General features: G+C 70.3%; 8 protein-coding genes. All 8 read left to right on the top strand.

Annotated elements, in window-relative coordinates:
* Positions 1-6 precede the first annotated feature (6 nt).
* The 8 genes from ACFWYS_RS11355 to ACFWYS_RS11320 are packed head-to-tail and all read left to right on the top strand — an operon-like array spanning position 7 to position 12,777.
* Positions 7-2,025 (top strand): ATP-binding protein, encoded by a 2,019-nt coding sequence (locus ACFWYS_RS11355; protein ID WP_384765940.1) that lies wholly within the window; start codon positions 7-9, stop codon positions 2,023-2,025.
* Entirely contained in the window at positions 2,016-2,315 is a 300-nt protein-coding gene (locus ACFWYS_RS11350) for a hypothetical protein (RefSeq protein WP_384765939.1), read from the top strand. The genes ACFWYS_RS11355 and ACFWYS_RS11350 overlap by 10 nt, the downstream gene beginning before the upstream one ends.
* Positions 2,312-9,190, top strand: a complete 6,879-nt coding sequence (locus ACFWYS_RS11345) for a DUF4157 domain-containing protein (protein ID WP_384765937.1) — start codon at positions 2,312-2,314, stop codon at positions 9,188-9,190. Before ACFWYS_RS11350 ends, ACFWYS_RS11345 begins: the two co-directional genes overlap by 4 nt.
* A 52-nt stretch (positions 9,191-9,242) precedes the next feature.
* Complete coding sequence (locus tag ACFWYS_RS11340) at positions 9,243-9,959, top strand: hypothetical protein (RefSeq protein WP_384765936.1); 717 nt, start codon at positions 9,243-9,245, stop codon at positions 9,957-9,959.
* Positions 9,956-10,651, top strand: a complete 696-nt coding sequence (locus ACFWYS_RS11335) for a hypothetical protein (protein ID WP_384765934.1) — start codon at positions 9,956-9,958, stop codon at positions 10,649-10,651. Before ACFWYS_RS11340 ends, ACFWYS_RS11335 begins: the two co-directional genes overlap by 4 nt.
* 10 nt (positions 10,652-10,661) lie before the next feature.
* Complete coding sequence (locus tag ACFWYS_RS11330) at positions 10,662-11,048, top strand: hypothetical protein (RefSeq protein ID WP_384765933.1); 387 nt, start codon at positions 10,662-10,664, stop codon at positions 11,046-11,048.
* The gene (locus ACFWYS_RS11325) at positions 11,041-12,180 is read left to right on the top strand and encodes a hypothetical protein (RefSeq protein WP_384765931.1); all 1,140 of its coding nucleotides are present in this window, start codon (positions 11,041-11,043) and stop codon (positions 12,178-12,180) included. The genes ACFWYS_RS11330 and ACFWYS_RS11325 overlap by 8 nt, the downstream gene beginning before the upstream one ends.
* Positions 12,181-12,240: 60 nt before the next feature.
* Complete coding sequence (locus ACFWYS_RS11320; protein ID WP_093903755.1) at positions 12,241-12,777, top strand: phage baseplate assembly protein V; 537 nt, start codon at positions 12,241-12,243, stop codon at positions 12,775-12,777.
* The last annotated feature ends 4 nt before the right edge of the window (positions 12,778-12,781 follow it).

The raw sequence follows: 12,781 nt of genomic DNA, 5'->3' as shown, positions 1-12,781 counted from the left end.
GAGGACATGGGGACGAACGAGCGGAGCACGGCGGGTACTTCCGCGGCGACCGACGCACACGGCACAGGCGTGACGCTGACCGCGGAGATCCGGCGTGTCCTGTCCCGCATCGACGCCCACGCGGCAGGCGTCGGACCGGCCGACGGCGGTGGAGGCGCCTCGCAGCCCGACGCAGCGTCCGGCGCCCCCGGCTCCGCGAGCCCGGCCCCCCTGGCCGCCCCGGGCACCGCCCCCCTCGACGCCCTCGTCGGCTGCTTCGGCCTCACCGCCTTCGAACGCGACGTCATCCTCCTCACGGCCGCCGACGAGCTGGACCCCACGACAGCGGCCCGTTGCGCCGCGGCCGGCGGTGACCCGCAGCGGGCGTACCCGACCTTCTCCCTCGCCCTGGCCGCCCTCGCCGAACCGCACTGGAGCGCGCTCACGCCCGTGGCGCCGCTGCGCCGCTGGCGGATCGTCGAGCTGGACGACGAGTCCCGGCTGACGACCTCCCGACTGCGCCTGGACGAGCGGATCCTGCACTTCCTGCTGGGCTCGCCCTACCTGGACGCCCGTCTGCACGGCCGTCTGCGCCGCACGCCGGTGCCGGAGCAGTTGCCGCCGTCGTACGACGTGGCCGCGAGCCGGGCCGCCGAGGGCTGGACGACGGGGGCGAGCCCGGACGCGCCGCTGCTCGTCGAGGTGACCGGCGGTGATCTGCGCAGCCGGGCCGACATCGCCGCCGCGGCGGCCGCGCGGTCGGGGCTGGGGCTGTATGCCATGGGCGCCGAGGACGTACCGACGGACCCCGCCGAACGTGACCGGCTCGCCCGGCTGTGGCAGCGCGAGGCGATCCTGCTGCCCGCCGCGCTGCTGGTGGAGGTCGGCGACCTGGACCGCGACCAGCGGGCGGCGACGGACGCGTTCCTGGCCGGGGCGGCCGTACCGGTCGTCGTGTCGAGCGAGGACCCGCTGCGCACCGAGCGCGCACACGGCGCACGGGTGGTGGTGCCGCGTCTCGACGACGAGGAGCAGGTCGACCTGTGGGCGCAGGCGTTCCACCCGGTCGCCGACCTGGACGACGGCGAACTGCGCTCCCTGGTCGCGCAGTTCCAGCTCCCGCCGCACGTCGTACGCTCCGCCGCCACGACGGTACGCCGCCGGCTGCCGTACGAGGACGAGCTGGACGCCGCTCAACTCGCCTGGCGGGCCGGGCTTGAGGAGGCCCGCGTCGGCATGGACGAGCTGGGCCGCCGGATCGAGCCGGAGGCCGGCTGGGACGACCTGGTGCTGCACGAGCGGCAGTTGAACGTGCTGCGCGAGATCGTCGCGCACGTACGGCAGCGGGCCACCGTCCACCAGGAGTGGGGCTTCGCCGGCACGCTGCGCCGCGGCCTCGGCGTCACCGCGATGTTCGCGGGCGGCTCCGGCACCGGCAAGACGCTGGCCGCCGAGGTCATGGCCAAGGAGCTCGGCCTCGACCTGTTCGTCATCGACCTCTCGCAGGTCGTCAGCAAGTACATCGGCGAGACCGAGAAGAATCTGCGCCGTGTCTTCGACGCCGCAGAACGCGGCGGCGCGCTGCTGCTGTTCGACGAGGCCGACGCCCTCTTCGGCAAGCGCAGCGAGGTCAAGGACAGCCACGACCGGTACGCCAACCTGGAGGTCAGCTACCTGCTGATGCGGATGGAGGCCTACCGGGGCCTCGCCATCCTCACCACCAACATGAAGAAGGCCCTCGACACCGCCTTCATGCGCCGTATCCGCTTCGTCGTCGACTTCCCCTTCCCGGCCGAGCACGAGCGTGCCGAGATCTGGCGCCGGGTGCTGCCGTCACGGGCCCCGCTCAAGGGCATCGACCCCGGCCTCCTCGCCCAGCTCACCGTCGCGGGCGGCTCGATCCGCAACATCGCGCTGTCCGGGGCCTTCCTCGCGGCCGAGGAGGGTGACCGCCTCCAGATGCGGCACATGCTCGCGGCGGCTCGCACGGAGTATCTGAAGCTGGAGCGTTCCCTGACGCCGACGGAGGTCCGCGGATGGGTGTGAACACGAACGCTCGCGATGAGGCCCCCCGCGAGATCCGCGTGGAGATCGGCGAACTGGCCCTGCAGGGCTTCCGGGTCGACCCCGAACGGGTCTCCGCCGCGTTCGAACAGGAACTGTCGCGTCTGGTCCGCGCGCACGGCGTCCCGCTGGCCGCCGACGGCGCCCTCACCGTGGACGCGCTCACGGGCCTCCCGCCGCTGCCCGCCGGACTGTCCGCCCGCCGCCTCGGCCAGGAACTGGCCCGTGTCGTGCACGAGGGGCTCAGTGGCCACGGGGAGGCGACACGATGAGCAACTCCCAGTCTCAGGACGCCCGTTCGGAGCAGTCGGCCGAACAGCGCCGTCGCAAGCGCAGGGAACGCGCCGCCCAGTCCCGCACCCCGGAACCCAAGGACATCGTCAGCGGCGCCGGCCAGCCCCTCGACCCCGGCGTGCGCCGGGAGCTGGAGGAACAGCTCGGCCACGACCTCAGCCGGGTACGCCTGCACACCGACCGCGACGCCGGACAGCTGACCGACCTCCTCGGCGCGGACGCGGTCGCGGTCGGCCAGGACATCTTCTTCCGCGCGGGCGCCTTCAAACCGGGCACCGACGAGGGCCGCCGCCTCCTCGCCCACGAGCTCCTGCACACCGTCCAGAACCCGCACGGCCTCGGCACCCTGCGCGCCGGACGCGAGCTGGGCGCGGTCAGCCTGCCGCAGCAGGCGATCGAGCGGGAGGCGGAGGCGGGGGCGCAGGACCTCGTACGCGACCCGGAGGCCGGACCGGAGACGGCGCACGTCGAGCAGGACCAGGCCACCCCCGGCTGGCTGCGCTACGCCACCGTCGACGCCGACCGCAACCGCACCGAGGCCATGGACCCGGCGACCCTGGTCGACCGGGTGGCCAACTCCGTCGTACGTTCCCTGCGCGGCGACCCCGAGGACCTCTCCCAGCGCACCCGCAAGCAACTCGCCCGACTGCCGGAGGAGTTGCTGGACGGCGTCCTCGTCCGGCTGGAGAACCGGCTGCTCGCCCCCGAGCACGACCGGGTGCTCGACCTGGTCGACGAGGTCGAGGCGTACGACGACCATGCCGAGGCCCCGGAACGCAGCGCGCACGACGCCCCGGAGATCGAGCCGGACCTGGCGGAACAGGTGCGTACCGAGCGCGAGAACGAGCGGCGGGACGCGGAGGAGCGCGAGGCGGAGGAAGAGCGCCCCGCGCTCGCGCCCGGGCCGGAGAAGGAGCGGGCCGACGAGGAGGGCGCGGCCGGCAGCACTCCGCAGAACGGTGGTACGCCGGAGCACGGGACGACTCCGCAGGGCGGCGGGGCGCCGCGCGGGACGGAGCCGGAGGCGGGGACGGGGTCGTCCGGTGCGGGATCCGCCGGGGCCGGGGCCTCCCGGGCGTCCGGGGGAGGGGCCGGAGAGGCGGCGTCGTCCGCCGCGCCTGCGGCCCAGAAGGAGCAGTCCTCGGGGTCCACGGCGTCCTCGGCTTCCGGTGGGAAGGCGGCGGGCGGGCAGCAGGGCGGCGAGAAGAAGTCCCACGACGCGGGTGGCGGCAAGGAGAAGGCCGGTAAGGAGGAAGCCGGCAAGGAGGCCGCCGAGCAGGAGCAGGCGCCCGCCGCGAGCAAGGAGGAGTCCGCGGCGAAGAACCGGCCGGGCGCGGCCGAGGCGATGGCGGCGGGCCGGCAGCTCAAGCAGCAGGACAAGCGGGGCCAGGAGAAGCCCAAGGGTTCACCGGCCGCCTCCGGCAAGGACACCCAGCTGGCGGGCAAGTTCAGCACGCTGGAGGGGAAGCGCAACCAGGACGTCGAGGGCCTGGAGGAGGAGACCGAGGACGACTCCGTCGGCTCCGGCGGCGACTCTGAGGTCGACGTCGGCGGCGAGGAGCCGAGCGCCTGGGACATCAAGCTCCAGCCCGAGGACTTCCTGCCGAAGCAGGACCTCGACGTGTCCGGCGTACCGACGGCGGACGACCTGGACCCGTCCTCGTCCGCCACCCCGGCGGTCCCGTCCTTCCCCGCTCCACCGCCCACCAGGGCCGACGAGGTACAGGCACAGCGGGACGCGGAGGACGTCGAGGACGAGGCGGCGGAGCCCGAGCCCGAAGAGGCTCTCGCGGAGGAGGCGGAGTCGTCGTCGGCACCCGAGACCGAGGGCGGGCCGCAGAGCGACGGCGGGTTCGGCGGCCTCGCCCTGGAGAAGGCCGCGGCGCCGCTCACGCCGGGCGCGGCGACCCGGGACCCGAAGGCGGGCGACGACCCGAAGGTGGGGGCGGTCGCGGCGCAGACGACCGTGCAGGAGGCGCCGGGCAAGTCGGACGGGAAGTCCGAGGACGGCGGCGCGGCCAAGGAGCCGGCGGCCAAGGAGGAGAAGGGTACGGCGGCGGCCGGTGACAAGGCCGGGGCGGCGCCGGAGAAGGAGTCCCAGCAGGCGGCGGGCGGCAGGTCCGCGCAGGCCGAAGCCGGGGGCAAGGAGAGCGCGCAGGAGTCGGGGGGCGGCGCCGGTTCGGCGGCTGCCGGTTCACAGAAGCCGGAGGGCTTGCAGGACACGGGCGCGGCGGCGGGCGGAGCGGCCGGACAGACAGGGCAGGCCGGACAGACCGGTCCGGGCGGTCCGGGTGCGTCCGGTGGGACGTCCGCCGGTGGCACGGCCGGTGGCGCGGGTGCGTCGGAGACGGCAGCGTCGGGCGGTACGGCACAGGAGAGCGCGCCCGAGTCCGGTGCACGTACGGAGGCCCCGGCGACGCGTACGGAGACCCCGGCCGCGGCACCCAAGTCGGCGCCTGCCGCTCAGGAGTCCACCCCCGCGTCCGCGCCGCAGTCCGCCCCTAAGGCGGCCCCCGAGGCGAAGGACGCGCCGGAGACGGCACCGGCACCCAAGGCGGCACCGTCCCGCGGATCGTCGGGCGGTGGCGGTGGCGGTGGCGGTGGCGGTGGTGGCGGTGGCGGTGGTGGGGCGCCCGCCCCGGCCCGCGGAAAGGGCAAGAAGGACTCCGCCCCGGCTCCGAACCTCTCGGGCGTCTCCCCGGAGGCGGGCCTGTCCACCGCCTCGAAGCTCAAGCCGCACAAGGCACTTCAGGCCATGGGCTCAGTGGGCGGCGCCGTGGACCGTACGGTCGGCGACGAACACAAGACGCTCGCCTCCGCACCGCCCTCCATGCAGCGCCCGGCGGGCGCGCCCCAGACCCTGGAGGGCAAGCCGAACACGGACGCCCCGGCCGCGTACTCGCAGGATCCGGCCGCCGAGGCGCAGTCGCCGGACCAGGAGAACGCCGAGGTCACCGGCGAGAAGGAGCCCGAGGGCCAGATCGAGGCGGAGAAGGCCGAGGAGCCCGGCGGCTGGGACACCTTCAAGATGGCCCTGGGCTTCATCGGCGGCAAGATCGTGAACGGGGTCGCGAGTCTCTTCGGCGCCGACGAACCCGTCGTCGATCCACAGGAGTTGGCCGCGAAGTTCGCCGGCCTGCCCACGAAGGACGAGGCGCTCAAGAAGGCCCAGGCGGGCAACGCGCCGGGCGTCGAGATGCAGGGCGGCGCCGAGCAGGCGTCCGGCGAACAGGGCGGCCACGTCGACGCCAAGGGCCAGGAGACCCTCGGGACGGCCCAGGACGACGCCGGTCGCGGGATGGGCGAGGACCAGGTCTACCCGAACGCTCCCAAGGAGCAGATGTCCGCGAAGGTGCCGGGCCGGGGTGGCGGCGGCGAGGGAGTCGCCGTCGAGGGCGGGGGCGCGACCGGTGCCGTACCGCCGGAGGCGGCGTCCGAAGTCGCGGAGCACGAGCGCGGGCCGCAGTTCCAGGCCGCGTTCAGCGAGGGCCAGAAGGGCGTGTCCGAGGGCCGTCAGGCCAAGGACCGTGACTTCCGCGACTCGCAGGCGAAGCACAAGCAGCAGGTCGACGCCGAGATCAAGACCAATACCGAAACCCAGACGGGCGAGCGCGAGAAGGCGATGGCCGATGTCACCGCCCAGCGCGAGGACTGGCGTTCGGAGCAGGACAAGGAGCTCAAGAGCCTCGGCGACAAGAAGACGGACCGGCAGGAGAAGGTCCGCGAGGACGTCAAGACCGAGGAGAAGAAGACAGACGACAAGGTCGACACGGAGAAGGAGGGCAGCGACAAGAAGATCAAGGAGAAGGCGGACAACGCCGAGAAGGAGGCGAACGGGAAGAAGGACGGCGCTGCCGAGGAGTCGGGCAACTGGCTCTCGAAGGCCTTCGACTGGATCAAACAGAAGGTCATCGAGATCAAGAACGCGATCGTCAAGGTCATTCGTGACGCTCGCGACGCGGTCATCACCTTCATCCGTGACTTCAAGAAGAACGTCGAGCAATGGATCAACGCCGCCCGTAAGGCCATCGTCGACGCGATCAAGAACCTGATCAAGGATCTGATCGAGTTCGCGAAGGCGATGGTGCGGGCGGTCATCGATCTGGCCAAGCGCATCCGGAACCTGATCACCTCACTGATCAATGCGGCGATCGCACTCGTCAACAGGCTCGCCGCCGCCCTGAAACAGGCCATCAGCGACCTCCTCGACGCCATCGGCAAGCTGCTCAGCAGCATCCTGGAAATCCTGAAGAAAGCCCTCCTGGACGTCGTCAAGGCCGTCGTGGACGCGGTCAAGGCGGTCCTGGACTTCGCCGCCGGACTCCTGAACGCCCTCGGCGACTTCATGCTCATCGCCGTCGACTTCCTCTCCGACCCCGGCGGTTGGCGGAGCGGCGCCAAGAACTCCGCTGTCGACGGCGCGAAGAACCACCTCTTCCGCGAGGTCAAGGCTGCCGTCAAGGAATGGTTCCAGTCCAAGATCGAGGAGATCATCGGCGTCCCGAAGGCCATCCTCGACAAACTGATCAAGGGCGGCATCACCCTCGAACAGATCGTCAAGGAGACCTGGGACGCCATCGTCCCCCAACTCCCCTTCATCATCGGCGAGATCGTCATCACCAAGGTCATCGCCAAACTGATCCCCGGCGCCGGCTGGGTCATGGCCGTCATCGACGCCATCCGCACGGCCATCGGCGCCCTCGGCGAAATCCTGCGCGCGATGGGCGCGGTACTCGACTGGCTGAAGGCGGTCCGCAGCGGCGGCGCCGGCATCCTGTTCGCGAAGGCGGTCGCCGCGGGGATCGTGGCGTTGCTGGAGCTGGCCTATGAAGCGTTGCTGAGCGGGATCGGCAAGTACGTGGCGAAGGTGGGGCGGCGCTTCAAGGGCATTGCGGAGAGGCTGGGCCGGGGCAAGGGGGAAAAGCCGGGCGGTGGCAGGGGTGCCGGAGCTGATGGCGCTGACGGCAAGGGCGGGGACAAGGAGCCCCGGACGGAACCCACGAAGATGCCGCACACGGCGCCGACGACTCACTCGGCCCCGAAGACGCACTCGGCTACGACAGCGAAGCCGGGGCAACGCAAGGACGGCGCCCCCGGAAAGCCCAAGACGCACACCGGCCCCGACAAGCCCACACCCGCAACGGCCAAGGACAAGAACGGTCAGCCGAAGGACCAGGCCGAGAAGCCGGACACCAAGCCGACCCCGGCGGTGAAGCCGAAGCCGAAGGCGGACCCCCCGGCCAGGCCGAAGTCGGCCCCGGAGCCGAAACCGACCGACGGCAAGGGCGCGGGCAAGCCGAAGGATGACAAGGACACCGCGAGCACATCCACGCCCAAGGGCACCGACAGCCGGACCCCGGACAAGCCGAAGGAGCAAGACCCGAGCAGGCCGAGGGGCGACGGGAAGGGCTCTCCGGCCAAACCCAAGGAGGACCCGGGGGCTCCCAAGCCGAAGACGGACAAGGACGCTCCGGCCAAGTCGAAACAGGACGCGGACAAGGGCGGGCCCGACCGCAAGCCGGGCAAGGATTCAGAAGCCGGTCCCGGCAGGCGCGACAAGGACGGACCGTCCCGCAAGCCGGACAAGGACGGTCCGGGGCGTGGACCCGACAAGCGCGGGCCTGGACGTCGGCCGGACAAGGACGGTCCGGGGCGGCGTCGGCCGGACAGGAGCGGACCGGGACGCAAGCCCGAGCGGACCGGACCTGCCCGTCCGAAGAGCCAGGAGGACAAGGACAAGCGGCGTCAGGAGGAGGAGAACAAGGACAAGCGCCTGGCGGAGATCGTCGCCCGGATTCGCCCGCTGCTGCGCAAGCGGCTGGGCAAGGGGATGGACCCCGACGTGCACCGCCAGTTGCTGGAGAACCTGCGGCGCCATTACCGGCTCACCCGGCTGGCTAAGACGGGTGGCCCCGACTTCTCCATCGCGGCCACCCTCAATCCCACGGCACCGGTCACGACCGGCCACACCCAGGCCGAGGACTACGACACCGACGACTACGAAGAGCACATCGACTACCTCAAGCCGCATCCGGACCCCGACCTGCCGTCACCTCGCATTCCGGAGTTCGCGAACGGTGTGCTCGCGAAGAACTTCAAGGCCGAATACCTGAACAAGGAATTCGCCCAGGCCCACGGAGAGAAGGCGAACTCCCGCCTGCTGCAGGAGCCCATCGGATTCCGGTACCTCAACAAGTACGACCTCAACACGGATCGCAGCAACTATTGGGTCCGGATGCACCTGCTCACGGAGAAGCTCGGCGGGCCCTTCCTCGGATCCAACCTGGTGCCGGCTCGTAGCGCCGTCAACAACCCCGAATTCAAGTGGAATATCGAGCAGCATCCGGAGAAGGAGATGCGGCGGCCGGACAGCAGCCGCGACGACAAACTGCGCATGGTCTGGTACAAGATCGACCTGACCTGGTGGCAGAGCACGGTCAAGGGATTCCCGCAGTCCATCACTGCGACCTGGGGCACGTACCGATACGACAAGGATGCCGACGAATGGAAGGAGAAGCAGCCGAGCAACCGTGGTCGGCTGAACTACACGGCAGGGCCGTTGGAGAGGCCGCCCGCGCCTGCCGGCCAGCGCAGCCTGGTGAACGTCAATCGTGACTCCAACCGCCGCATGGTGCGCATGCTGGGCGTCTCCCCGGCTTTCGCCGAGGCCATCAGATATGTCCGCGCTCACGACGGAGATGGATCACCGGCGACCCGTGCGCCGAACAACACCCAGGAACTCGTCGACCGTCTGAACAACCTGCCAGACAGGCGAAAGAACCGGATGTTGGACTTCCGGGCGGGAATCATCGCCCTGGCGACCGCAGAACAAGACAGCCATCTCGCGTTCTGAGGCGCATGCGGAGATGAAGACCGAGACCTGCAACAAGAGTGGAGAGCCACACATGCGCACCCCGACCGACATCGAACGAAAGCTGCTGCAGGCGCAACAGGAGATTTTGGACTGTGCCGACATCACCGTGGACCGCTCGGTCACCGGGGAACTCGGGCAGATCTTCGAGGAGACGCCCGTGCTCTTCTCCTATTTGCCGGAATGGGAGGGTGTGACGTTCAGTCGTGACCTGTGCGTGCACAGTCCGCGCATCACCGAGCTCGCCAACTGCTGGCACAGTGACCTGTCCGCCGACAGCGAAGAACTCCACGGCGAGTTCCGTGTGGCCGATCTGTTCACCGCCGTGCGCAAACACCCGCCGAACCTGGCGTGGACCGGTTCCACCGACGACGAACGGGAGTTCTTCACCCAGTTGCGCGTCGTCGACGAGACCCCGCTGGCCGCGACCGGACAACTCGCGGCCATCAGGATCCAGCAGGGCGTCGACCCTCTGGAGATGTGGTATTACGACATGGAATTGACCAGCGTCGAAGGCCGAACGAGCCAATGCGTCCGGCTCGATCTGACTTATCCCGCATACTTGGAACAACTTGCCATCACCAAGGGCACCTTGGGATGGCAACACCTCTTCACCGAGGAACCGCCCTTCGGGCACCCGGACTTCGCGGATGTCGTGCAGCGCCTGACGACCATGCTGGACGTTTTCCCGCGCCTGTTCCCGGCCTGGAACTACTCCGAGCTCGCGAGCCGCTTGGAGGCCCGCCTGTGACCCGCTACGCAGACATCCCCAAACCCATCCGCTCCGGAATAGTCGTCGTCAACCCCGACACCGGCACCCCCCAGCGGATCATCGTCCTGCAGTTCAACCCGGACACCCTGGAACGCAGTGTCGCCCCCCAGTCCGCCGGTGACAGCGGTGACGCCGGGGGTGGCGGGACCGGTAGCGGCGACCGCAACGAGGCCCTCCGGCTCAAGGGTCCTGCCCAGGAGACCTGGAAGTTCACCGCCGAGATCGACGCCACCGACCAGTTCGAGGTCGCCGCGCCCGACGGGATCCACCCGCAGCTAGCCACGCTCGAAATGCTGGTGCAACCGACCACGGCCCAGCTCCGCGCGGCGATGAAGCTCTCCCAGAAGGGCGCCATCGAGATCAGCCCGATCGAGATGCCGCTCACCCTCTTCACCTGGGGAAGTAAGCGAGTCATGCCCGTCCGGCTCACCGAGCTCTCCGTCAACGAGTCCGCCTTCGACGTGAACCTCAACCCCATCCGCGCCTCCCTCAGCATCGGCATGAAGATCCTCACCGTCAGCGATCTCCCCGCCGGTCACCGCGGCGCCGATCTGTACATGGCGCATCTCGCCCAGAAGGAACGCCTCGCCGCAGCGGCACGCGGCGGCAGCCTCGGTTCCCTCGGGCTCGGAGGCGGAATCGGAACCAACGCCGTGATCGGAAGGGGCTGAGGAGCACACCATGGCCGACATCGAGCCGTACGAGAACGCCCTGGACGCCATCCCGGGTGCGCATCCCTACCCCCGCACCAGCCGCTACCACGACGCCGAGATCGGGATCCACCGCCGTCCCGACGGCACCGAAGTCCGGTACACCAAGCGCCGCCTGCTGCCCCCGCTCGACCAGAACCCGGACACCGCCGACGACACCCAGCCCCACACCGTCGGCGCCGGCGAGCGCCCCGATCTGCTCGCGCAGCGCTACTTCGGCGACTCGGACCAGTGGTGGCAGATCGCCGACGCCAACCCGGTACTGGACCCACGGGAGTTGACCGACGAGGCCGGGCGCGTCATCGACATCCCGCTCGCCGGCGGGTTCCCGGGCGGCAGGGGGGACCGGCGTGTTTGATCTGCCCGTGGGGCAGGGCCCCGTCCACATCACGCTCCTCATGGGGCCGAAGCTCGCCCGGCCCGTCCCGGCCGAGGTGACCGAGGCCCTGCTGTCCGCGCAGATCACGGCCACCGCGGGGGAGCGGAGCGGGTTCCAGCTCGCCTTCGACCTCACCAAGAACGGGATCATCAGCCGACGGCTGCTGCCGGAAGGGTTCTTCGACCCCAAGACTCGGCTCATCGTCACCGTCTCGGTGAAGGGCACACCCGACGTCCTCTTCGACGGGCTCATCGTCCGGCACGAGGTCGGCGCCAGCAACCAGCCCGGCCACTCCACCCTCACCGTCACCGGCGAGGACCTGACGCTGCTCATGGACCTGGAGGAGCGCACCGCCCGGTACCCGAACCTGCCGCCCTCCGAGCGGGTGCTCGCCATCCTGCGCCGCTACTCCGACTACGGCATCCGGCCCGACGTCTACAACGAGAAGGTCACCCAGCCCCCGCACCAGGACCTGCGCGTGCACTACCAGACGCAGACCGACCTGCAGTACGTCACCGAGCTCGCGCGGGCGAACGGCTACACCTTCTATCTGGAGCCAGGGCCCAACCCGGGTCAGTCCTCGGCCCGTTGGGGACCGGATGTCCGGCTCGGCATCCGCCAGCACGCCCTCAGCGTCAACATGGACGCCAACTCCACCGTCGACCAGCTGACGTTCGCCTACGACGGCACCGCGCGCGAAGAGCCGCAGGCCCGTTGGCAGAACCCCGAGAACCGGCAGTCAGCGCTGCTCCCGCAGCCGTCCATCAGCCCGCTCCGCCCGCCCCTCGGCAAGCGGCCCACCCCGGCCCTCAAACGCAGGACGCTCTCCGGCACAGCCAAGCAGCAGCGCGAGCAGGCCGAGGCCGAACTCCTCGCCCGGGCCGCCGTGTCCGCCGACGTCGTCTCCGGGTCCGGCTCGCTCGACGTCATCCGGCACGGCTACATCCTCCAGCCGCGCCAGCTCGTCGGCGTACGCGGCTCGGGACGGGCGTACGACGGCGACTACTTCGTCAAGTCCGTGACGCACAACCTGCGTCCCGGCTCGTACCAGCAGAACTTCACCCTCTCCAGGGAGGGACTGGAAGCACGCAGCGACTACGTCCGGCCCTGACCGGCACAGGCATCGGCACGGCACCACCTCACGACCCACCCATGACCAGGAGCAGTTCACATGGCGGCACCCAGCAATCGCTACCTCGGAAAGTTCCGCGGCCGAGTCGTGGACAACAACGATCCGCTGCACATCGGTCGGATCACTGTCGAGGTACCCGACGTCCTGGGTGACGAGCCGTCGACCTGGGCGCTGCCCTGTCTGCCGTTCACCGGGCCGCAGGCGGGCCAGTTCGTGGTGCCGGCGCCGGGGGCCGGTGTGTGGGTCGAGTTCGAGCAGGGAGATCCCAGCTTTCCGGTGTGGACGGGATGCTGGTACGGGGATCAGGGCGAGCTGCCGCCCGATGCCCGCCGTCTCGTGCAGCCCGCGTCGCAGGCCAAGCCCGTCGTGGTGCAGACACCCGAGGCGCACAAGATCGTGATGAGCGACCCGCCGGGCCCCGATCAGGGGATTCTGCTGCAGGCCCAGGGCGGCGCGTACATCCGCATCACCAAGGAAACCATCGTGATCTCCAACGGCCTCGGCGCGGAGGTCATCCTGCGCGGAAACCAAGTGGACGTGAACGAGGGCCAGTTGACCATCGCGTCCAAGCGCTGAGAAC

It is taken from the genome of Streptomyces sp. NPDC059010 (genome assembly GCF_042740355.1).
In the GTDB taxonomy this organism is placed as follows: domain Bacteria; phylum Actinomycetota; class Actinomycetes; order Streptomycetales; family Streptomycetaceae; genus Streptomyces.
Note: the sequence above shows the minus strand (reverse complement) of the source record. Positions and strands in the feature narration are given on the sequence as shown.